Source organism: Nocardioides alkalitolerans (assembly GCA_038184435.1).
GTDB lineage: Bacteria > Actinomycetota > Actinomycetes > Propionibacteriales > Nocardioidaceae > Nocardioides > Nocardioides alkalitolerans_A.
Genome location: CP116227.1, coordinates 616,924 through 636,943 on the forward strand (window position 1 = coordinate 616,924; position 20,020 = coordinate 636,943).

Consider the following 20,020-nt stretch of genomic DNA (forward strand, 5'->3'; position numbering starts at 1 on the left):
ACAATGACTGCCACTGTTGAAGAGACCCAGGTCGGCGGGGCTGCTGGTTCCGTCGGTCGCATCGCCCGCGTCATCGGCCCGGTCGTGGACATCGAGTTCCCGTCCGACGCCATGCCGGCGATCTACAACGCCCTCAAGGTCACGTTCGACCTCGGCGGCGAGTCGACCACGATCACGCTCGAGGTCGCCATGCACATCGGCGACGGCATGGTCCGCGCCATCTCGATGAAGCCGACCGACGGCCTCGTGCGTGGCCTGCAGGTCACGGACACCGGTGAGTCCATCACCGTGCCGGTCGGCGACGTCACGCTCGGCAAGGTGTTCAACACCACCGGCGACTGCCTCAACCTGCCCGAGGGCGAGACCCTCGAGGTCAACGAGCGCTGGGGCATCCACCGCAAGGCGCCCGCGTTCGACCAGCTGGAGTCGAAGACCCAGATGTTCGAGACGGGCATCAAGGTCATCGACCTGCTGACGCCCTACGTGACCGGCGGAAAGATCGGCCTGTTCGGCGGCGCCGGCGTGGGCAAGACCGTGCTCATCCAGGAGATGATCGCGCGTGTGGCCCGCAACCACGGTGGTGTGTCGGTGTTCGCCGGCGTGGGTGAGCGCACCCGCGAGGGCAACGACCTCATGGTCGAGATGGAGGAGGCGGGCGTCTTCGGGCAGACCGCGCTCGTCTTCGGCCAGATGGACGAGCCGCCGGGCACCCGGCTGCGCGTCGCCCTGTCCGCGCTGACGATGGCGGAGTACTTCCGCGACGTGCAGAAGCAGGACGTGCTGCTGTTCATCGACAACATCTTCCGGTTCACGCAGGCCGGTTCCGAGGTGTCGACGCTGCTCGGCCGCATGCCCTCCGCGGTGGGCTACCAGCCCAACCTGGCCGACGAGATGGGTCAGCTCCAGGAGCGGATCACGTCGACGCGTGGTCACTCGATCACCTCGATGCAGGCGATCTACGTGCCCGCCGACGACTACACCGACCCGGCGCCGGCGACGACGTTCGCCCACCTGGACGCCACCACGGAGCTCTCGCGCGACATCGCGTCGCTCGGTATCTACCCGGCCGTGGACCCGCTCACGTCGACCTCGCGGATCCTCGACCCGCAGTACATCGGCAAGGAGCACTACGACTGCGCCATCCGCGTGAAGCAGATCCTCCAGCGCAACAAGGAGCTGCAGGACATCATCGCGATCCTCGGAGTGGACGAGCTCTCCGAGGAGGACAAGGTCGTCGTGCACCGCGCGCGTCGCATCCAGCGCTTCCTCTCGCAGAACACCTACGTTGCCAAGCAGTTCACGGGCATCGAGGGTTCGACGGTCACCATCGCCGACACGATCGAGGCGTTCAACAAGATCGCCGAGGGCGAGTACGACCACGTCGCCGAGCAGGCGTTCTTCATGTGCGGTGGCCTCGACGACGTCGAGGCCAAGTGGGCCGACATCCAGAAGAGCCTCTGACGATGGCCGGCTCCCTGCACGTCGAGCTGGTCAGCGCCGAGCGCGTGGTGTGGTCGGGCGAGGCCGTCCGGGTCATCGCCCGCACGGTCGCGGGTGACGTCGGCATCCTGCCGGGTCACGCGCCGCTGCTGTCCGCGCTGTCGCACGGTGTGGTCGACATCCAGTCGACCGAGGGCGAGACCTGGATCGCGGCCGTCTCCGACGGGTTCCTGTCGGTGGCGGACGACCGCGTCTCGGTGCTCTCCGAGTACGCCGAGCTGTCCCACGAGATCGATGTCGAGAAGGCGCGCGCCGACGTGGAGCGCGCCAAGGCTGCGGGCGAGGACGACACGGAGGCGCTCGACGTCCTCCGCACGGCCGAGGCCCGCATCCGCGCGGTCGAGGTGGCCTCCTGAGAGGCTCGCTCGCCCCGCGTCGTACGACGCTCTGAGCTGCTGCCCGGCCCCCGCCACTGTTGGCGGGGCCGGGCAGTAGTCTTTCCCCGTCCCGCTCCGACGAGGCGGGTCGACCCGTCGAGGAGGAGATCGCATGCCGCTGTGGCAGTGGCTGCTCGACGGTGTCGCTGTCCTCGTCGTCCTGGTCGTCCTCTACGGCGTCGCACTCGTGGTGCGGCGCCGTGCCGTCTCCCGGCACGGGGCCACCTTCGAGCTGAGCGTGCGGCTCCGCCAGGACCGGCCCGGTCGCGGCTGGGTGCTCGGGCTGGGGCGCTACCAGGGCGACACGCTCGAGTGGTTCCGCATCTTCTCCGTGTCGCCGCGGCCGAAGCGCCTGTGGCGGCGTTCGGAGCTGGAGTACGTCGGGCGTCGGGTCCCGACCGGTCCCGAGTGCGCGACGCTCTACGCCGACCACCTCGTGGTGGAGTGCCGCACGCCCGACGGCACCGTCGAGCTCGCGCTCGCACCGTCCTCCCTCATGGGCCTGCAGGCGTGGATCGAGGCCGCCCCACCGGGAACGGCCGAGCACATCTGACGCCGTCCGTCGCCCTACCCTGCTGGCGCCGCCGCCCGCCCCTCGCCGTGTAACGCGGTGTCCGTGCTACTTGTGCGGTGGTCGACCACGTGTTGAGTAGCCCGGACACCGCGTTACACGGGCCGGTGCCAGGGCCGGGGCGCGTCAGGCGTCGAGCGTGGGGGCGTTGAGGCGCAGCACCCACTCGACGACCGGCCGGCAGAGCGGCCACGTGGCCGTGACCACCGGCGTCTCCTGCGCCGCCCCGCCGTCGATCGCCCGCGTCACGGACGCGACCCAGGCGTCCGGCGGCAGGGCCGCCACCTCGATCGCGTCGCCCGCCTGGGAGCGCGCCTGGGCGACGACGTCGTCGACGGAGAGGGGCAGCACCACGGCGTCGAGCACGTGGTCGCCGCTCGCGCGGTCGACGATCACGGCCGTCGTGAGGGCGGTGCCGTCCGGCAGACGCACCCCGGCGAGGTGGTCGACCGCGTCGCCGCCCACCTCGGTGATGGTCCACGTGCTGTCGGCAGGCCGAGTGCCCCCCAGGCTCCGCAGCCAGCCGGGGACGTCGTCGGTGCGGCGGGCCACCTCGGCCGCCACGCGGTCGGCGTGGGGGAGGGCCGGGTGGAGCTCGCGCAGGGCGAGCAGGGCGGCGGTGGTCTCGGCGTACGGGGTGTCGACGAACGACAGCACGAGGTCGCCGAGCGTCGGCCCCAGCGCGCGAGCAGGGTCGCCGTGGCGCGCGTCGATGCTGTCGAGGAGCGAGCCGACGCTGACGAGGAGGTCGAGCGGCCGGCCCGAGGCGAGCGCCCGCCGGAGCGCCTGGAACAGCTCCTGCCCCTCAGCGTCCGAGATGCGGTGGGGGCGCTCGTCCTGGGGGCTCTCCATTCCCCCGACCCTAGGCCCCCGCCGTCTGGGAGGATCGGGGGCGTGGCGTCGGTCCGGATCACCTACTGCACGCAGTGTCGCTGGCTGCTCCGCGCGACCTGGTACGCCGGCGAGCTGTTGCAGACCTTCGAGGGGGACCTCGACGAGGTCGCGCTCGCCCCCGCCACGGGCGGCGTGTTCCGGGTGGACGTGCTCGTCGACGGTCAGCGCCACCGGGTGTGGAACCGCAAGACCGACGGCGGGTTCCCCGAGATCACGGAGCTGAAGCGGCGGGTGCGGGACCTGGCGGCGCCGGGCCGGGACCTCGGCCATGCGGACCGGGTGCGCGGCGACTGAAGTCGCCCGCGACGCGACCATGGTCGCTCGCATCGGCGGTCGAACCGGGCGAGGCTCGAGCCGTGACCAGGACCATTCAGACCGCCGTCGGAATCCTCCTCCTCGCGGCCGGTGCCGTGCTCGTCCTGGGGCTGTCCGATGCCGAGCTCTGGTGGGACGGTCGGCCGCTCGGGATCGTCCTCGTCGCGGTCGGGGGGCTGCGCGTCGCCGACGCGCTCCGGGAGCGGCGCTCCGAGAAGCGGTCGTGATGCCGTCAGCCGCGCTCGCCGCCCGGCACCCACAGCACGTCGCCGTTCACGCGGTTCGCGTGCCGCGCCAGGATGAAGAGCAGGTCCGAGAGCCGGTTGAGGTACTTGATGGCGACGTCGTTCATGGATTCGGCGTACTCGTCCCAGGCCGCCCAGGCGGCGCGCTCGGCGCGGCGCACGACGGTGCGGGCCACGTGGAGGTGGGCGGCGGCGGGGGTGCCGCCGTTGAGGATGAACGACCGGAGCTTCGGCAGGTCCTCGTTGTAGTGGTCGCACCAGCCCTCGAGGCGCTCGACGTAGTCGGGCTCGATCCGCAGGGGCGGGAACTCGGGCTCCTCGACGACCGGCGTGCAGAAGTCCGCGCCGACGTCGAAGAGGTCGTTCTGCACGTGGGTCAGCACCGCCACGACGTCCTCGTCGAGGCCGCCCGTCGCGAGCGCCACGCCGATGTGGGCGTTGGCCTCGTCGACGACGGCGTAGGCCTCGAGGCGCGCGTCGGTCTTGCTGGTCTCGCTCATGTCGCCGAGCCGGGTGCGGCCGGCGTCGCCGGTGCGGGTGTAGATGCGCGTCAGGTTGACCATGGCTCGACCGTAGGTCATCGACCCGGACGCACGGAGGGCGCGCCGCGCGCAGGCTGCCGGCACCCGGGTGAGCCGCGTCGTACAGTGTGTGCCACGTCACACCATGTCGCTCCAGCGGTCCGGTGCAACCGATCCGCCTCTCGGGACGTCTGTGCTTGTGGGAACGCGATCCGGAAAGACCGGGGAACGAGGCATCGACATGGCTGACACGGCGGCGACCGGGACGACCGGCACGATCGCACGGCGCACGAGCACGGGGAACCGCCTGCAGATCGTCATGGACGGTCCGCGGCTGGAGCTCGTCGGCGACTTCGACGCGCGCAGCACCTCGCAGGTGCGTCCGGTGCTCCACGGGGCGATGGCCGCCCACGAGCGGGTCGTGGTCGACCTCGCCGGTGTCGCGAACGTCGACCTGACGGCCCTGCGGGTGCTGGCCGCGGCCAGCCGCCGGGCCCACCACGAGGGGCGCCACCTCGTGCTGAGCTCCCCGCGTCCCGTCGTCGTGCGCCTCATGCACCTGTCCCACCTCGCCCGCCTGCTCGAGGTGGAGCGCCTCGCCGTACCGGCGTGAGGGCCGGCGGCCGACCGTGGGGTAACTGACCGGACGGGGAGGTGATCCATGCCCCACGGGAGGTGGTTACCGATCGGTCGCTCGCGTCATACTCTGCGATCATGAGCGACTCCTCGAACGGCGCCGTCGACGCCGCCGCCGCGCCGACCCCCGCCGCCGTGCCCGAGCGGCCGGCGAAGGACCGGCCGTGGGTGATGCGGACCTACGCGGGCCACTCGACCGCCGAGGCGTCCAACGCGCTCTACCGCTCGAACCTCGAGAAGGGCCAGACCGGCCTGTCGGTGGCCTTCGACCTGCCGACCCAGACCGGCTACGACCCCACCAGCCCGCTCGCGCGGGGCGAGGTGGGCAAGGTCGGCGTGCCCGTGCCCCACCTGGGCGAGATGCGCAAGCTGTTCGACGGCATCCCGCTCACGTCGATGAACACGTCGATGACGATCAACGCCACCGCGATGTGGCTGCTGGCGATGTACCAGGTGGCCGCCGAGGAGCAGAACCCGGAGCTCGACCCGGCCGAGGTCGCCCAGCAGCTCGCAGGCACGACGCAGAACGACATCATCAAGGAGTACCTGTCGCGGGGGACCTACGTGTTCCCGCCGGAGCACTCCCTGCGCCTGATCAGCGACATGATCGCCTACACGGTCCACCAGATCCCGAAGTGGAACCCGATCAACATCTGCAGCTACCACCTGCAGGAGGCCGGGGCCACGCCGACCCAGGAGCTGGCGTACTCGCTGTGCACCGCCATCGCCGTCCTCGACGCGGTGAAGGCCGCGGGCCAGGTGAGCGAGGACGACTTCGAGAAGGTCGTCGGGCGCATCTCGTTCTTCGTCAACGCCGGCGTGCGGTTCGTCGAGGAGATGTCGAAGATGCGCGCCTTCGTGCGCCTCTGGGACGAGATCACCGCGGAGCGCTACGGGGTGAAGGACCCGAAGATGCGTCGGTTCCGCTACGGCGTGCAGGTCAACAGCCTCGGGCTCACGGAGTCGCAGCCCGAGAACAACGTGCAGCGCATCGTCCTCGAGATGCTCGCGGTGACCCTCAGCAAGGACGCCCGCGCACGCGCCGTGCAGCTCCCGGCCTGGAACGAGGCGCTGGGCCTGCCGCGGCCGTGGGACCAGCAGTGGTCGCTGCGCCTGCAGCAGGTCCTGGCCTACGAGTCCGACCTGCTCGAGTACGCCGACATCTTCGACGGCAGCCACGTGATCGAGGCGAAGGTCAGCGAGCTGGTCGAGGGCGCCAAGGCCGAGATCGACCGCGTGCAGGCGATGGGCGGCGCGATCGCCGCTGTCGAGTCGGGTTACATGAAGCAGGCCCTGGTGTCGTCGCACGCGGCCCGCCGCGCGCGCATCGAGTCGGGCGACGAGGTCATCGTCGGCGTCAACAAGTTCACGACCACCGAGTCCTCGCCGCTGACGGCCGACCTCGACGGCGCGATCCAGACCGCCGACCCCGAGGCCGAGCGCTCGGCGATCGCCTCGGTCGAGGCCTGGAAGGCGCAGCGCGACGAGGTCGCGGTGACGGCGGCCCTCGCGAAGCTCGCCGAGGACGCGAAGGGCGACGCCAACCTCATGCACGCGACCCTGGCCGCCGCTCGGGCGGGGGCGACGACGGGGGAGTGGGCGGCCACCCTCCGCGAGGTGTTCGGCGAGTTCCGGGCGCCGACCGGTGTCTCCGGCGCCGTCGGCGTGGCCGAGGCCGGGGCCGAGCTCACGGCGGTGCGGGAGAAGGTCGCGGCCACCGGCGAGGAGCTGGGCGGTCGCCTGCGGCTGCTCGTCGGCAAGCCGGGCCTCGACGGTCACTCGAACGGCGCCGAGCAGGTGGCGGTGCGTGCCCGCGACGCCGGCTTCGAGGTCATCTACCAGGGCATCCGGCTGACGCCCGAGCAGATCGTGGCCGCGGCGGTCGCCGAGGACGTGCACTGCGTCGGTCTGTCGATCCTGTCGGGCTCGCACATGGAGCTGGTGCCCGACGTGCTCGACGGCCTCCGGGCCGCGGGCGCGGGCGACATCCCGGTCATCGTGGGCGGGATCATCCCCGACTCCGACGGCAAGCGCCTGCAGGAGCTCGGGGTGGCGGCGGTCTACACGCCCAAGGACTTCGGTCTCACGGAGATCATGGGCGGGATCGTCGACGTCATCCGCGCGGCCAACGGTCTCGACTGAGGCAAGGCTTCGCTCATCTTCGTCGCCGTCGCGTAGCATCCACGCCGTGGGCAAGTCCAAGGGGAAGAAGAAGCTTCCCAAGCTGAAGTGCTGCGAGTCGAAGTCGAAGTGCAGCCGTTGCCCCCTCCGCATGCTCAAGGAGGGGACGTTGCCGGACGGCTACACCGTCAAGCACCGTCACCTCGTGCGTGTCGACGGCAAGAAGGTCAGCAAGAAGAAGCTGCAGAAGGCCGCCTGAGCCCAGCCTCTCCTGGGATGCCGCGACGTCGCCGCTCTGGCAGGATCGTGACCGCCGTCGTCCCGCGACTGCATCCCGACGAGATCGACCAGGAGACGCCCTCATGCCCGCAGCCCGTTTCGCCGAGCAGCTCAACGTCCAGATCGGCAACGAGCTCGCCGCCCACAACCAGTACCTGGCCTGCGCGGTCTACTACGACGCCCTGACGATGCCGCAGATGGCGGCCTTCTTCTACGGCCAGGCGCTCGAGGAGCGCGAGCACGCGCTCATGATGGTGCAGTACCTCCTCGACACGGACGCCGACGTGACCATCCCGGGCGTCGAGGCCCCGACCTCGACCTTCGACGACGTCATCGCCCCCGTCGCGCTGGCGCTGGCGCAGGAGAAGCGGGTGACCGAGCAGATCAACGGTCTGCTGCGGATCGCGCGCGAGGAGTCCGACTACGCCTCCGAGCAGTTCATGCAGTGGTTCATCAAGGAGCAGGTCGAGGAGATCGCCACGATGAGCGACCTCCTGACGGTCGTCACCCGCAGCAAGGACGACGTCAACGACATCGAGGAGTACGTCGCCCGCGAGCAGGGCGGTGCTGGCGCCGACCCGACCGCTCCGCCCGTCGCGGGCGCCTGAGCCCGGACGCCCGGAGAGCAGGAGGAGCCCGCCGGTGAGCCGCGTCATCGTCGTCGGTGCCGGCGTCGTCGGTCTGACGGCGGCGGTGCGTCTGCTCGAGGCGGGCCACCGCGTCGACGTCGTCGCCCGGGACCTGCCGCTGGAGACGACGTCGGTCGTCGCCGGGGCGGTCTGGTACCCCTACCTCGCCTTTCCCCGCGCCCGCGTCGGTGACTGGGGGCGCACGTCGTACGCCGTCCTCGACGCCCTCAGCGACACCGATCCCGACGCCGGCGTGCGCATGCGCGAGGGCACCGAGGTGCACCGCACCCGCACGCCCGACCCGTGGTGGGCCGACGGCGGGCCGCCGATCGCGCGGGAGACGGCGCTGCCCCCGGGGTACGTCGACGGATGGACCTTCCGGGCGCCGGTGCTCGACATGCCGGTGCACCTGCGGTGGCTCGTGCGGCGCGTCGAGGAGCTGGGCGGCACGCTCACCCGGATGAACCTCTCGGCGCTCCCGTCCCACGCCGACGTGGTCGTCAACTGCTCCGGGATCGGGTCGCGGCTGCTGGCGGGGGACCGCACCCTCGTGCCCATCCGCGGCCAGGTCGTCGTGGTCGAGCAGGTCGGCCTCGAGCGCTGGTGGCTGGACGAGGGCGGTGACCACCCGACGTACGTGCTGCCCCGCGAGCGCGAGATCGTCGTGGGGGGCACCGCCGTCGAGGGGGAGTGGAGCCGCACGCCGTCGCCGGAGGCGGCCCGCGACATCCTCGAGCGCGCGGCGGTGCTCGTGCCGGCCCTGCGCGGCGCGAAGGTGCTGCGGCACAAGGTGGGTCTGCGACCGCTGCGGGCCGCGGTCCGCGTGGAGCGCCAGGGCGACGTGGTGCACTGCTACGGCCACGGTGGCGCCGGTGTCACCCTGGCCTGGGGGTGCGCGGAGGAGGTCACCCGCCTGGTGGGGACCGCCTGACCCGTCAGCCCGGCTCGATCGGCTCGACCGCCACGACGGCAGGGGGCGGGAGCGCGGCGTACACGTGGGGGAAGGTGTCGTCCCCGACGGGGTCCTCGCGCCACGGCACGCCGAGCTCGTCGAGGAGGTCGGTGTCGACGGTGAGCAGCACGAGCGGCTCCGTCACGTCGGCGTAGTAGCGCTCCAGCACCCCGGCGACCTGCTCCGGCCGCGCCGCGTGGAGGAAGCCCTCCTGGGCGAGCGTGCGGCCCCGGGTCGAGGTCTCGTAGGCGCCCGTGGCCTGGGCGGACGCCCAGTCGGCGGCGGTGGCGACGTGGTGGATCAGCATCAGCGCTCCGGGAAGGCATCGAGGTGGGCCGCCCACGCGTCGGCGGCGGCGTGCAGGTGGGCCGAGGGTACGACGAGGCCGATCGACCACGGCGCGTCGTGGTCGGGTCGTCCGGCCTCCGCGTCGAACGTCACGGTGAGCTGGACGGAGCCGCCCGCCTGGCGGCCGATCCGGAACGCCAGCAGCGGCTCGAGGAACCGGAGCGTCGCCGGTGCCCGGCCGTCCCCGGCGGCGCGGAGCCACCGGACCGTCTCCTGCGCTTCGTGCGTCTCCGTGCACGGGTGCGTGAATCCCCACCGGCGCGTTCCGTCATCGACCTCGCCGTGCAGGACCAGCCAGTTGGCGTCCCACTCCCACGAGTCCTCGGGCGGATCGGGGAACTCGTAGCGCAGGACGGCCAGGTCGAGTCCCCGTCCCGAGGCGTCGCGCAACCGCAGCCCGGACGCTTGCCGGCTCACCGGGTCCTCCGGTCTTCCGGGCTGCCGGCGAGGTCGGACCAGGCGGTTCCTCCTGCGCAGGGCCGGGTGCGGTGAGAGCGTGGGTGCATGTCGGACGCCCACGCTATCCCTCCGGAGTGGCTGGTGCCGACGCGTGCCGTGGTCCACTCCACCTTCGGCACCGGGACGGTCGGACGAGTCAGCGACTACAAGGGCGTGCCGACGGTGTGGATCGACTTCGACTACGGCGAGACGAAGGCGTTGTCGCTCCAGCACGGGCTGCAGCACCTGGCGCCACGGCCCCGGTGGGCCCGCCGGACGCCGCCGGACCGGACGCTTCGATGCGACGTCTGTGGTCAGCGTCCCCTGGTGATCAACACTGACGACCAGATGCTGTGCGAAGTCCACCGGTCACACTTCATGACATGAGCCGCCTCGCGCGAGCTGGTCAGAACAGCCGGTCCTCGGCGTCGTCCATGCCCCGCAGCGCGTCGTAGTCGACCACGGCGCACGTGATGCCGCGGTCGGTGGCGAGCACGCGGGCCTGGGGCTTGATCTCCTGCGCGGCGAAGATGCCGCGCACGGGGCGCAGGGCGGGGTCGCGGTTGAGCAGCTCGAGGTAGCGCGTCAGCTGCTCGACGCCGTCGATCTCGCCGCGCCGCTTGATCTCGACGGCCACCGCGGCGCCGGCGGCGTCACGGCACATGAGGTCGACCGGGCCGATGGCGGTGGGGAACTCGCGGCGCACGAGGGTGAGCCCGGCGGACAGCGTGCCGGGGTGCTCGGCGAGGAGCTCCTGGAGGTGCTTCTCGACGCCGTCCTTCTGGAGCCCGGGGTCGACGCCGAGGTCGTGGCGGGTGTCGGCGTGGATCTCCTCGATGAGGATGCGCAGCGTGTCGTCGGTCTTGCTCGTGACCGTCCACTCGACGGCGCCGTCCTCGGTGGTGCCCTCCCGCAGCGTGCACGGCGGGCTCATCCAGTTGAGCGGCTTGTAGGAGCCTCCGTCGGAGTGCACGAGGACCGAGCCGTCCGCCTTCACCATGATGACGCGGGTGGCCATCGGCAGGTGGGCGGTGAGGCGGCCCGCGTAGTCGACCTGGCAGCGCGCTACGACGAGTCTCACGTCGGCGCAATCTACCGGTCCGGGCGGGTGCGGCCGCACCCGACCGCCCGGGGGCGCGACCTACCCGATCGATCGCTCGGATCGCCCGGTCGGGCACTTACCCGGGGGTAGGCGGCGATGTCATCATCCCGGGCATGACCTCTACGAACGAGCAGATCAGCACCACGCTGGTCTACCCGTACCTGAACCACGCCGTGCGCATGTACGAGGAGAAGTACGCCTCGCGCGCCGACGTCGACGCAGGCATGCGGTTCGGCTGCGGCTACCCGGCCGGGCCCCTCGCCCAGGCCGACGCGATCGGTCTCGACGTGGTGCGCGACGCCCTGGCGGCGCGGTTCGCGGAGTCCGGCGACCCCCTGCACCGCCCCGCCGACCTCCTCGAGCGCCTGGTCGCCGAGGGTCGCACGGGGGTCGCGGCGGGCCGTGGCTTCTACACGTACGCCGACGGCGAGCCCGTCGCGGACGAGGAGACCCCGTCGGCGGACGACGCGCCGCAGCTGCGGCACGACGTCGCGCGCGTCGGCGTCGTCGGCACCGGCACCATGGCGGCCGGCATCGTGGAGGTGTTCGCCAAGGCCGGGTACGACGTCGTGTTCGTCGGCCGCAGCGAGGACAAGCTCGCCGGTGTCGTGCGCACCGTCACCAAGAACCAGGACCGCGCCATCGCGAAGGGCCGCGGCGACGAGGCCACCAAGGAGGCCGTGCTCGGTCGCCTCACCGGGGCGACGTCGCGTGAGGCCCTCGCCGACGTCGACCTCGTCGTGGAGGCCATCGCGGAGGACCTGGAGATCAAGCGCGAGCTGTTCGCCGACCTCGACCGGATCTGCAAGCCGGGCGCGATCCTCGCGACGACGACGTCCTCGCTGCCGATCCGTGAGTGCGCGGCCGCCACGTCGCGCCCCGAGGCCGTCATCGGCATGCACTTCTTCAACCCGGCGACCGTGATGAAGCTCGTCGAGGTCGTCACGACCCCGGAGACGTCCGCCGACGTCGACGAGACCGTGCGCGCCCTCTGCGCCCGCACCGGCAAGGTGGCGGTCTCGTGCGGCGACCGCGCGGGGTTCATCGTCAACGCGCTGTTGTTCCCCTACCTCAACGACGCGGTCAAGCTCTCCGAGGAGGGCACGCACTCGCTGACCGAGATCGACGCCGCCATCAAGGCGCAGGTCGCGCTTCCGATGGGACCGTTCGAGCTCCTCGACGTCGTGGGCAACGACGTCTCGCTCGCCATCCAGAAGGAGCTGCACGCCGAGTTCGGCGAGCCCGGCCTGGCCCCGGCGGTCACCCTGGAGAAGGTCGTGGCCGAGGGCCGCCTGGGGCGCAAGACGGGCGCCGGTTTCCACGACTACGCCTGATCGCCGCGGCCGTCCCCGCCTCCGTCGTGCCGCCGTCCCCGGGTGCATCCCGGGGACGGCGGCGGTGCTTGAGGCCGGGTGTTGACTCGGGGCCATGACCACCTCGACCCTCGCCGTACGCCGCGGCGCCGCCCTCGCCGTCACCGCCGTGCTGGCCGGAGCGGCGCTCTCCGCCTGCTCCGACAGCGACGACTCCTCGTCCCCGACCGTGACCGTCACGGAGACGGTCACGTCGTCGCCGACGCCCTCGACGGAGGCCACACCCACGGAGCAGCCCACCGCGACGTCCGACGACGCCTCGTCGGCGCCGACCTCGGGCAGCGCGACGGGGCCGCTGCCGACCGACGCCCAGGACTACGCGCAGGCGCTCATCGACGCCTGGCAGGCCGGCGACCGTGCCGCGGCCGAGCGGCTCGTGCGCGACCCCGACGAGGTCGACGACCTCTTCGACGAGGACGACCTGACGGGCGACCCCGTGTTCGCGATGTGCGAGGGCGCGGCGGGCTCGTCGTACTGCACCTGGAACGGCACGGGATATGACATCGTCGTGCGCGTCGCCAACGAGGCGGCGAGCGCCGGGCAGGAGGGCGCGATCAGCGAGGTCGACGTGGAGGACTGATGCGGCGAGCGGTCGTCGGGCTGGCGGTGGCGGGGCTGCTCCTCACGGGGTGCGCCGCCACCGAGGACACGTCGGACGACGGCGGGTCCGGCTCCGGCGGGGATTCCGCCGTGGTGCCGCCTCCGGCCGACGCGCGCTGGGACATCCAGCTGGGCGGTCCCCGCGACGTACCCGACGACGTGGCGATCGTCGAGCGGGACCGCACGGCGGAGCCGCTCGGCGGCTACGACATCTGCTACGTCAACGGCTTCCAGTCCCAGCCCGACGACGAGCGCTGGACCGACTCCGACCTCGTGCTGCGCGACGCGGCCGGTGAGCCGGTCATCGACGAGGTGTGGCAGGAGTACATCTTCGACATCTCCTCGGTCGACAAGCGCGACGCGCTCCTGGAGATCGTCGGACCCTGGATCGAGGGGTGTGCCGACGACGGCTTCGACGCCGTCGAGCTCGACAACCTCGACTCCTTCACGCGCAGCGACGGCCTCCTCGACGAGGAGGACGCCGACGCCTGGGCCGAGGCGCTCGTGGGCGTCGCCCACGACGCCGGGCTCGCGGCGGGCCAGAAGAACCGGGCGGGCTGGGACGGCACGAGCGTCGGCTACGACTTCGCCGTCGTCGAGGAGTGCGGCGCGTACGACGAGTGCGACGCCTACACGGAGTTCTTCGGCGACCACGTGCTGATCGTGGAGTACACGGAGGAGGGCTTCGCGGCGGCGTGCGACGCGCTCGGCGGCACGGTGCCCGTCGTCTACCGCGACGTGGACCTCGCGCCCGACGGCGAGCGGGCGTGGTGCGAGGACTAACCTCGCCGCGTGGGCCAGAAGATCCGTGCGAACTCCGTCCTCCCGGCACGCCGTGAGGAGCTGACCCTCCACACGGCCGACGGCCTCGACCTCGTGGGGGAGCTCGCGCTCCCCGAGGACCGCGACCCGGTCGCGACCATCATCTGCCTGCACCCGCTGCCGACCCACGGCGGCATGATGGACAGCCACGTGTTCCGCAAGGCCGCGTTCCGCCTACCGGCCCTCGCCGGCGTGGCCGTGCTGCGCTACAACTCCCGCGGCACCTGGAGCGAGCAGGGGACCAGTGACGGTGCCTTCGACAACGGCGTGGGGGAGCGGTTCGACGTCGCGGCGGCCATCGAGTTCGCCGAGTTCCACGACCTGCCGGACGTGTGGCTGGTCGGCTGGTCGTTCGGCACCGACGTCACGCTGATGCACGGCCTCGACCCGCTCGTCCGCGGCGCCATCCTGTTGAGCCCGCCGCTGCGCTACTCGCAGCCCGAGCACCTCGCCGCCTGGGCCGAGGCCGGGCGTCCCCTGACCGCGATCGTGCCCGAGCTCGACGACTACCTGCGTCCGGCCGAGGCCCGGGAGCGCTTCGCCGCGGTGCCGCAGGCGGAGGTCGTCGCGGTCGAGGGCGGCAAGCACCTGTGGGTCGGCCAGGCGGAGCGCGTCCTCGACGAGATCGTCGCGCGGGTCGCGCCGGAGGTCACCGTGCCGTTGCCGCGGGAGTGGGACGGCGCGATGGGCGCAGCCGACACCAGTGCCTACAACGCGCACAACCTGGCGGCGTACCGGGACGTGCCGGTGCCCGGCCCGGCCCAGCGCGACGCGGGCGACTGAGCCGTCAGGAGCCCTGCCGGGCGCGGTAGGCGGCGACCGCGGTGCGGTTGCCGCAGGTGGTCGAGCAGAACTTGCGGGAGCGGTTGCGCGAGAGGTCGAGCACGATGCCGTCGCAGTCGTCGGCCGCGCACGTGCCGAGGCGCGACATCTCGTCGGCGCGGATGACGTCGATCATCGCCATGGCGGTCTCGACCATGATGCGCTCCACGAGCGGGCGGTCGGAGTCGACGGCGTGGAGGTGCCAGTCCCAGCCGTCGTGGCGGGCCAGCTGGGGGAGCGCGCGGGCCTCGGCGAGCATCGCGTTCACGATCGCCACGGCCTCGTCGCGGGTGCCGGTGAGCAGCGTGCGCAGGCGCGGACGCAACGCCCGCACCTCGTCGAGCTCCGCGCGCGTGCGGTCGTGACGGCCCGTGTAGCCGTACTCGGTGTAGTGCGCGTCCAGGTCCGCCACCGTGGTCAGCGTGTCCGGCTCCTCTGCCGTGTTCGCGAGCTGGACCGCCGCCGCCAGCGAGACCTCGGTGTCATGCGTGAAAAGCATTTTGACACCTTACCAAACGGGTCGTAGTGTCATGACCCATGAGCACGTTGACTCCTGACACGCCGGTCGTGTCCTCCGCGCGCCCCCAGCTCGGCGCCGGTCTCCTCCTCGCGCTGGTCTCCGCGTCGGCGTTCGGTCTGTCGGGGTCGTTGGCACGCGGGCTGCTCGACGCGGGCTGGACCGCGGGCGCCGCCGTCACCGCCCGGGTCGCCCTCGCAGCGCTCGTGCTCGCCGTACCGGCCGCCCTCGCGATGCGCGGCAAGTGGGGCCTGCTGCTCGGTCAGCCGCGGAACGTCGGCACCGTCGCGCTCTACGGCGTGCTCGCGGTCGCGGGCGCCCAACTGTGCTACTTCTACGCTGTCTCCTACCTGCAGGTGGGCGTCGCGCTGCTCATCGAGTACACGGCGCCCGTCGCCGTCATCGTCTGGATGTGGCTGCGGCACGGCCAGCGGCCCGGCCGGGTCACCGTGCTCGGTGCCGCCGTCGCCGCGGTCGGTCTGGCCCTCGTGCTCGGTGTCGTCAGCGGCGTGAGCCTCAACGTCGTCGGCGTGCTGTGGGGCCTCGGCGCCATGGTCGGCGCGGCGTCGTACTTCGTCATCTCCGCCGACAACGACAACGGCCTGCCGGGCACAGCGCTGGCGGCCGGCGGCCTGACGGTCGGCGGCGTCGTGCTGGGCACCGCCGGGTTCGTGGGCGTCCTCCCGATGCGGGCGACGACCGCGGGCGTGGAGTACGCCGGTCACGAGGTCGCCTGGTGGGTCCCCGTGCTCGGCCTCGGACTGGTGACGGCGGCGCTGGCCTACGTCACGGGCATCGCCGCCTCGCGCCGGCTGGGTTCGCGCCTGGCGTCGTTCGTGGCGCTGGCGGAGGTCGTCATGGCGCTCGTCTTCGCCTGGCTGCTGCTGGACGAGCTGCCCGGCCCGCTCCAGCTCGCGGGCGGCCTGCTCATCCTCGCGGGCGTCGTGGTCGTGAAGCTGGGCGAGTCGGGCGTGCAGGACGTGCGCCTCGGCGAGCCCGAGGTGGCGGAGGTCGCAGAAGCGGCCTGAGCCCCTCACGGGACGTCATGCGTCCCGGTGGTGCCGGGCGACGGTTCGTATGACGTCCCGGGGGCGGCGGGGGCCGGATGAGACCCGGACCGGCCGAAACAATACGCGGACCGGTAGAAGAAAACGCGGACCGGTGAAGGAAAACGCGGACCGGGAGGAGCGACACGCCGAGCGTGCGCCCCTCCCGGTCCGCGTTTTCTTTCGCCTGAGGTGCCGCCCCGCCGATCAGGCCTGCGGCTTGTTCGCCTCGTCGTCGTCGGCGAAGCCCGCGACGACGTCGCGCAGCGCCCCGAGCTGGGCCGCGATGGCGTCGCGGCGCCGCGCCATCCGCTCGGCCTCCGCCTTGAGGGAGGCGAGCTCCCGGGCCGCCTCGGCGTGGCCGGAGGCGTTGATGGACTCCGACTGGGTGCGGGCGGAGGCGACGATCTGCTCCGCCTCGCGCCGGGCCCGGGAGATGAGGGCCTCGGCTTCGCGCTGGGCCTGCTCGCGCTGCGCGCTGCCCTGGGCGATGGCCTCACGGGCCCGCTCCTCGGCCGCGGCGGCCCGCTCCTCGGCCTCGGTGACGATCTGGTTGGTCTGGGCCATGGCGCTCGCGTGGTGGTCGGCCGCCTCGCGGGCGAGGCGCTCCTTCTCGACGGCGAGGGCGCGGCGGGCCTCCTGCACCTCGCGGTCGGCGCCGGCGCGCAGCTTCTCGACCTCGCGGGTCGTGCTGCTGCGCAGGTCGTTGACCTCCTGCTCGGCGGCGAGGCGCAGCTGGGCCGCCTCCCGCTTCGCCGAGGCGACGATGTCGGCTGCCTCGGAGCGGGCCAGGGTGCGCTCCTGCTCGGCGTCGGCGAGGATCCGGCCGCGCTGGTCCTCGAGGTCGCGCAGCTGGACGGCGCGCATGTCCTCGGCCTCGCGGGCAGCGTCGGCGCGGATGGCGCGCGCGTCGCGGTTCGCCTGGTCGAGGATCTCCCGGCTCTCCTCCTGCGCCGTGTGACGGACGTCGGCCGCCTCCTCCTCGGCGAGGCGCAGCATCTCGCTGGCCCGGCCGCCGAGGCCGGCGTACGTCGGGTTCTTGACCTCGGCGAGCTGCTGGCGCAGCGACTCGATCTCCGCCTGGAGGCCGCTGACCTGCTGCTCGGTCGCGTGGAGGTCGGCGGCGAGGCCGGCCTTCTCGTCGACGATCTGCTGCAGCGCGCGGTTGACCGCGATCTGGTCGTAGCCACCCCGGCGCACGACGGGCAGGGCCGGCACCACTCCGCGCTGCGCCGCGGCGGCCGCCGCCGCGGCCTGCGGGCCGGGGGTCGACTGCTGGGGGCGGGGCGGGACGCCGCCGCGACCCGCGTCGGGGCGGACCGCGGGCTGCCGCGCCGTGGTGGCGTCGGCGCCCACGGCCGGGATGGCCTGCGTCGACTGCTGGTCGGGGTTGCCGGAGCCCTTCGACGGCTCGTCGTCGAAGATCGACAGTCCCTTGTCGCTCATGGTGAAGAACTCCTCTACCGGTCGACGCGACGTTCGCGTCGCTGCTCTCGTCGGGGTGCGGGGACCAGTGTTGCGGATCGCTCCCGCGGATCACAGTGACGTGGCCGGGTCGCCTGCTGCGGTTCGGCTCACGGCGGGGGAGAATCCCGCGCATGGACGGACGGGCGGTCGACCTCAACAGCGACGTGGGCGAGTCGTTCGGGCGCTGGGTGCTCGGCGACGACGCCGCGGTGCTCGCCGAGGTGAGCAGCGCGAACGTCGCCTGCGGCTTCCACGCCGGCGACCCGTCGACGCTGCGCCGCACGTGCGCGCTGGCGGTGGAGCGGGACGTGGTGATCGGCGCGCAGGTCGGGTACCGCGACCTGGCCGGCTTCGGCCGCCGCTTCCTCGACGTCGCGCCCGACGAGCTGACCGACGACGTGCTCTACCAGCTCGGGGCGCTCGACGCGCTGGCGCACGCCACCGGCGGCCGGGTGGCCTACCTCAAGCCGCACGGCGCCCTCTACAACACGACCGTCCACCACGACGAGCAGGCTGCCGCGGTGGTCCGGGCCGTCCGCGAGCACGACCCGTCGCTGCCGGTGCTGGGGCTCCCGGGGTCGGCGCTCCTGGGACACGCCGAGGCCGCGGGGCTGCCCACCGTGGCGGAGGCGTTCGCGGACCGAGGCTACGAGCCCGACGGCACGCTGGTGCGGCGCGACCGCCCGGGCGCCCTCCTGCACGACCCCGCCGAGGTGGCGGCCCGCGTCGTCCGCCTCGTCACCGAGGGTGTCGTGACGGCGGTCGACGGCACCGACGTCGCGGTCCGGGCCGACTCGGTCTGCGTGCACGGCGACTCCCCGGGTGCCGTGGCGATGGCGCGCGCCGTGCGGGCGGCCCTGGACGCGGCCGGGATCGCGGTGCGGGCGTTCGCGTGAGGCTGCTGCCGTACGGCGATCGCGCGGTCCTCGTCGAGCTCGCCGACCCCGACGGGACCGACGGGACCGACCAGGCCGTCGCCTCCGCGCGCGTCGTCGCCTGGGTCGAGGCCGCGGCGACGGCCTGGCGCGACGTGCCGGTCGAGCTGGTGCCCGCCGCCACGACGGTGCTCGTCGCCCTGGCGCCCGGTGCTCCGCAGGACCTGGCGTGGCTGCGGGCCGCCGCCGCGGACGTCCGCCCCGAGCAGCCGGCCCGACGCGCGGAGGCCCCGCGCACGGTCGAGGTGCCGGTGACCTACGACGGGGCGGACCTCGCGGCCGTCGCGCGGCTGACGGGCCTCGACGAGGCGGACGTGGTCGCAGCCCACACCGGCACGCCGTGGCGGGTCGCCTTCGGCGGGTTCGCCCCCGGCTTCGCCTACCTCGTCGGCGGCGACCCGCGGCTGCGGTCCGTGCCGCGTCGTGCGGAGCCGCGCACCCGCGTCCCGGCGGGCTCGGTGGCCCTCGCGGGCGGGTTCTCGGGTGTCTACCCCCGCGTGTCGCCCGGCGGGTGGCAGCTCCTCGGGCGCACGGAGCTGGCGATGTGGGACCTCGACCGGGACCCGCCCGCCCTGCTCGCGGCGGGCACCACGGTGCGCTTCGTCGACGCCGGCGGCGTCCGGTGACCCGCCGCGCCCTCGTCGTCCGCGCAGTCGGCGGCCCGGTGCTGGTCCAGGACCTCGGCCGGCCGGGGCACGCGGCCGTCGGGGTCGGGCGCTCGGGGGCGGCCGACCGCGCGGCGTACCTGCTCGCGAACCGCGCCGTCGGCAACCGCCGCGGCGCCGCGGCGCTCGAGGTCACCCTCGGCGGCCTCGAGGTCGAGGTGCGTGGCGGCCCGCTCTGGTGCTGCCTGACGGGTGCACCCGCCGGCGTCGAGGCCGACGGACGCCTCCACCCGCCGGGGGCCGTGGTGGCGGTGCGGCACCGCCTGCGGATCGGTACGCCGCCGCGCGGCCTGCGCAGCTACCTCGCCGTGCGCGGCGGCATCGACGCGCGTGCGGTGCTCGGCTCGCGCAGCCGGGACGTGCTCGCCGGCCTCGGACCGGCCGCGCTCGACGCGGGGGACGTCGTCGGGATCGGCGACGACGCGGACGCGGGTGAGGCGGGCTGGCCGCGGCTCGACGCGGTGCCCGTGGACGCGCTCGCGGAACCGGCGCTGTTCCGCGTCGTACCGGGTCCGCGGGCGGACCTGATCGTCGAGCCGGACCGCCTCGTCACGGGGGAGTGGCGCGTGTCGGCGCACGCCGACCGGGTGGGGACGCGGCTGGAGGGCGGGGCGCCGCTGCTGCACCGCGACCCGGAGCGTCAGCTGCCGAGCGAGGGTGCCGTGCGGGGGGCGCTGCAGGTGCCGCCGTCGGGCGAGCCGGTGCTGTTCGGGCCCGACCACCCCGTCACCGGCGGCTACCCGGTCGTCGGCGTCGTGGTCGACGCCGACGTGGACCGGGCCGCCCAGCTGCGGCCGGGCGACCCGGTGGGGTTCCGCTGGGTGTGACCGGCGGAGCCCGTGCCA

Annotated in this window: 26 protein-coding genes; 19 read left to right on the forward strand and 7 right to left on the reverse strand. The window is 73.2% G+C overall.

The genetic code is table 11. The annotated features are described in order from the left end of the window. Nucleotides 1-3 precede the first annotated feature (3 nt). The 3 genes from atpD (at nucleotide 4) to PIR53_03045 (ending at nucleotide 2,430) form a co-directional block, all read left to right on the forward strand. On the forward strand, nucleotides 4-1,461 hold the full coding sequence (gene atpD, locus PIR53_03035; protein ID WZH52973.1) for a F0F1 ATP synthase subunit beta: 1,458 nt from the start codon (nucleotides 4-6) through the stop codon (nucleotides 1,459-1,461). A 2-nt stretch (nucleotides 1,462-1,463) separates the two neighbouring features. Beyond that, nucleotides 1,464-1,856 carry a F0F1 ATP synthase subunit epsilon gene (locus PIR53_03040; GenBank protein ID WZH52974.1) on the forward strand — a complete coding sequence of 131 codons (393 nt, stop codon included), beginning with the start codon at nucleotides 1,464-1,466 and terminating at the stop codon, nucleotides 1,854-1,856. Nucleotides 1,857-1,989: 133 nt separating this feature from the next. Then, the gene (locus PIR53_03045) at nucleotides 1,990-2,430 is read left to right on the forward strand and encodes a DUF2550 domain-containing protein (GenBank protein ID WZH52975.1); all 441 of its coding nucleotides are present in this window, start codon (nucleotides 1,990-1,992) and stop codon (nucleotides 2,428-2,430) included. A 144-nt stretch (nucleotides 2,431-2,574) separates the two neighbouring features. Here the strand turns inward: PIR53_03045 and PIR53_03050 are convergent, their stop codons facing one another. Further along, the gene (locus PIR53_03050) at nucleotides 2,575-3,300 is read right to left on the reverse strand and encodes a hypothetical protein (protein ID WZH52976.1); all 726 of its coding nucleotides are present in this window, start codon (nucleotides 3,298-3,300) and stop codon (nucleotides 2,575-2,577) included. Between the two features lie 42 nt (nucleotides 3,301-3,342). Between PIR53_03050 and PIR53_03055 the strand changes: the two genes are divergently transcribed. Then, a complete protein-coding gene (locus PIR53_03055) occupies nucleotides 3,343-3,636 on the forward strand; it encodes a SelT/SelW/SelH family protein (protein WZH52977.1) in 294 nt (97 codons plus the stop codon). A 62-nt stretch (nucleotides 3,637-3,698) separates the two neighbouring features. Next, nucleotides 3,699-3,884, forward strand: a complete 186-nt coding sequence (locus tag PIR53_03060; protein WZH52978.1) for a hypothetical protein — start codon at nucleotides 3,699-3,701, stop codon at nucleotides 3,882-3,884. A 5-nt stretch (nucleotides 3,885-3,889) separates the two neighbouring features. On the opposite strand, the gene PIR53_03065 is transcribed toward PIR53_03060, so the two are convergent. Continuing rightward, nucleotides 3,890-4,465, reverse strand: a complete 576-nt coding sequence (locus PIR53_03065) for a cob(I)yrinic acid a,c-diamide adenosyltransferase (GenBank protein ID WZH52979.1) — start codon at nucleotides 4,463-4,465, stop codon at nucleotides 3,890-3,892. Between the two features lie 199 nt (nucleotides 4,466-4,664). Here PIR53_03065 and PIR53_03070 point away from each other — a divergent pair, with 199 nt between their 5' ends. From PIR53_03070 to PIR53_03090, 5 genes are all read left to right on the forward strand, one after another. Then, the gene (locus PIR53_03070) at nucleotides 4,665-5,036 is read left to right on the forward strand and encodes an STAS domain-containing protein (protein ID WZH52980.1); all 372 of its coding nucleotides are present in this window, start codon (nucleotides 4,665-4,667) and stop codon (nucleotides 5,034-5,036) included. A gap of 101 nt (nucleotides 5,037-5,137) precedes the next feature. Next, nucleotides 5,138-7,201 (forward strand): protein meaA, encoded by a 2,064-nt coding sequence (locus tag PIR53_03075; protein ID WZH52981.1) that lies wholly within the window; start codon nucleotides 5,138-5,140, stop codon nucleotides 7,199-7,201. A gap of 46 nt (nucleotides 7,202-7,247) precedes the next feature. Then, the gene (locus PIR53_03080) at nucleotides 7,248-7,439 is read left to right on the forward strand and encodes a hypothetical protein (protein ID WZH52982.1); all 192 of its coding nucleotides are present in this window, start codon (nucleotides 7,248-7,250) and stop codon (nucleotides 7,437-7,439) included. A gap of 103 nt (nucleotides 7,440-7,542) precedes the next feature. Further along, nucleotides 7,543-8,067 carry a ferritin gene (locus PIR53_03085; GenBank protein ID WZH52983.1) on the forward strand — a complete coding sequence of 175 codons (525 nt, stop codon included), beginning with the start codon at nucleotides 7,543-7,545 and terminating at the stop codon, nucleotides 8,065-8,067. Between the two features lie 34 nt (nucleotides 8,068-8,101). Next, nucleotides 8,102-9,019: an FAD-dependent oxidoreductase gene (locus PIR53_03090; GenBank protein WZH52984.1), complete on the forward strand. Its 918-nt coding sequence runs from the start codon at nucleotides 8,102-8,104 to the stop codon at nucleotides 9,017-9,019. Between the two features lie 4 nt (nucleotides 9,020-9,023). On the opposite strand, the gene PIR53_03095 is transcribed toward PIR53_03090, so the two are convergent. Then, the gene (locus PIR53_03095; GenBank protein ID WZH52985.1) at nucleotides 9,024-9,347 is read right to left on the reverse strand and encodes a DUF952 domain-containing protein; all 324 of its coding nucleotides are present in this window, start codon (nucleotides 9,345-9,347) and stop codon (nucleotides 9,024-9,026) included. After that, nucleotides 9,347-9,805: a hypothetical protein gene (locus PIR53_03100; protein WZH52986.1), complete on the reverse strand. Its 459-nt coding sequence runs from the start codon at nucleotides 9,803-9,805 to the stop codon at nucleotides 9,347-9,349. The genes PIR53_03095 and PIR53_03100 overlap by 1 nt, the downstream gene beginning before the upstream one ends. Before the next feature lie 87 nt (nucleotides 9,806-9,892). On the opposite strand from PIR53_03100, the gene PIR53_03105 reads away from it, so the two are divergent. Then, entirely contained in the window at nucleotides 9,893-10,213 is a 321-nt protein-coding gene (locus tag PIR53_03105; GenBank protein WZH52987.1) for a hypothetical protein, read from the forward strand. Nucleotides 10,214-10,232: 19 nt separating this feature from the next. On the opposite strand, the gene nucS is transcribed toward PIR53_03105, so the two are convergent. Continuing rightward, a complete protein-coding gene (nucS, locus tag PIR53_03110; GenBank protein ID WZH52988.1) occupies nucleotides 10,233-10,907 on the reverse strand; it encodes an endonuclease NucS in 675 nt (224 codons plus the stop codon). Nucleotides 10,908-11,041: 134 nt separating this feature from the next. Here nucS and PIR53_03115 point away from each other — a divergent pair, with 134 nt between their 5' ends. From PIR53_03115 to PIR53_03130, 4 genes are all read left to right on the forward strand, one after another. Next, nucleotides 11,042-12,262 carry a 3-hydroxyacyl-CoA dehydrogenase NAD-binding domain-containing protein gene (locus PIR53_03115; GenBank protein WZH52989.1) on the forward strand — a complete coding sequence of 407 codons (1,221 nt, stop codon included), beginning with the start codon at nucleotides 11,042-11,044 and terminating at the stop codon, nucleotides 12,260-12,262. A gap of 94 nt (nucleotides 12,263-12,356) precedes the next feature. Continuing rightward, the gene (locus tag PIR53_03120) at nucleotides 12,357-12,881 is read left to right on the forward strand and encodes a hypothetical protein (GenBank protein WZH52990.1); all 525 of its coding nucleotides are present in this window, start codon (nucleotides 12,357-12,359) and stop codon (nucleotides 12,879-12,881) included. Next, nucleotides 12,881-13,684, forward strand: a complete 804-nt coding sequence (locus tag PIR53_03125) for an endo alpha-1,4 polygalactosaminidase (GenBank protein ID WZH52991.1) — start codon at nucleotides 12,881-12,883, stop codon at nucleotides 13,682-13,684. The genes PIR53_03120 and PIR53_03125 overlap by 1 nt, the downstream gene beginning before the upstream one ends. Nucleotides 13,685-13,693: 9 nt before the next feature. Next, entirely contained in the window at nucleotides 13,694-14,506 is an 813-nt protein-coding gene (locus PIR53_03130; protein WZH52992.1) for an alpha/beta hydrolase, read from the forward strand. Nucleotides 14,507-14,510: 4 nt separating this feature from the next. Here the strand turns inward: PIR53_03130 and PIR53_03135 are convergent, their stop codons facing one another. Beyond that, entirely contained in the window at nucleotides 14,511-15,044 is a 534-nt protein-coding gene (locus tag PIR53_03135) for a CGNR zinc finger domain-containing protein (GenBank protein WZH52993.1), read from the reverse strand. Nucleotides 15,045-15,082: 38 nt separating this feature from the next. Between PIR53_03135 and PIR53_03140 the strand changes: the two genes are divergently transcribed. Beyond that, the gene (locus PIR53_03140) at nucleotides 15,083-16,090 is read left to right on the forward strand and encodes an EamA family transporter (protein WZH52994.1); all 1,008 of its coding nucleotides are present in this window, start codon (nucleotides 15,083-15,085) and stop codon (nucleotides 16,088-16,090) included. A 225-nt stretch (nucleotides 16,091-16,315) separates the two neighbouring features. Here the strand turns inward: PIR53_03140 and PIR53_03145 are convergent, their stop codons facing one another. Beyond that, on the reverse strand, nucleotides 16,316-17,554 hold the full coding sequence (locus PIR53_03145; GenBank protein ID WZH52995.1) for a hypothetical protein: 1,239 nt from the start codon (nucleotides 17,552-17,554) through the stop codon (nucleotides 16,316-16,318). A 152-nt stretch (nucleotides 17,555-17,706) separates the two neighbouring features. Between PIR53_03145 and PIR53_03150 the strand changes: the two genes are divergently transcribed. The 3 genes from PIR53_03150 to PIR53_03160 are packed head-to-tail and all read left to right on the forward strand — an operon-like array spanning nucleotide 17,707 to nucleotide 20,002. Continuing rightward, nucleotides 17,707-18,471, forward strand: coding sequence for a LamB/YcsF family protein (locus PIR53_03150; protein ID WZH52996.1), 765 nt, complete (start codon nucleotides 17,707-17,709; stop codon nucleotides 18,469-18,471). Beyond that, nucleotides 18,468-19,136: an allophanate hydrolase subunit 1 gene (locus PIR53_03155; protein ID WZH52997.1), complete on the forward strand. Its 669-nt coding sequence runs from the start codon at nucleotides 18,468-18,470 to the stop codon at nucleotides 19,134-19,136. Before PIR53_03150 ends, PIR53_03155 begins: the two co-directional genes overlap by 4 nt. Then, complete coding sequence (locus PIR53_03160; protein WZH52998.1) at nucleotides 19,133-20,002, forward strand: biotin-dependent carboxyltransferase family protein; 870 nt, start codon at nucleotides 19,133-19,135, stop codon at nucleotides 20,000-20,002. Before PIR53_03155 ends, PIR53_03160 begins: the two co-directional genes overlap by 4 nt. Nucleotides 20,003-20,020: the final 18 nt, after the last annotated feature.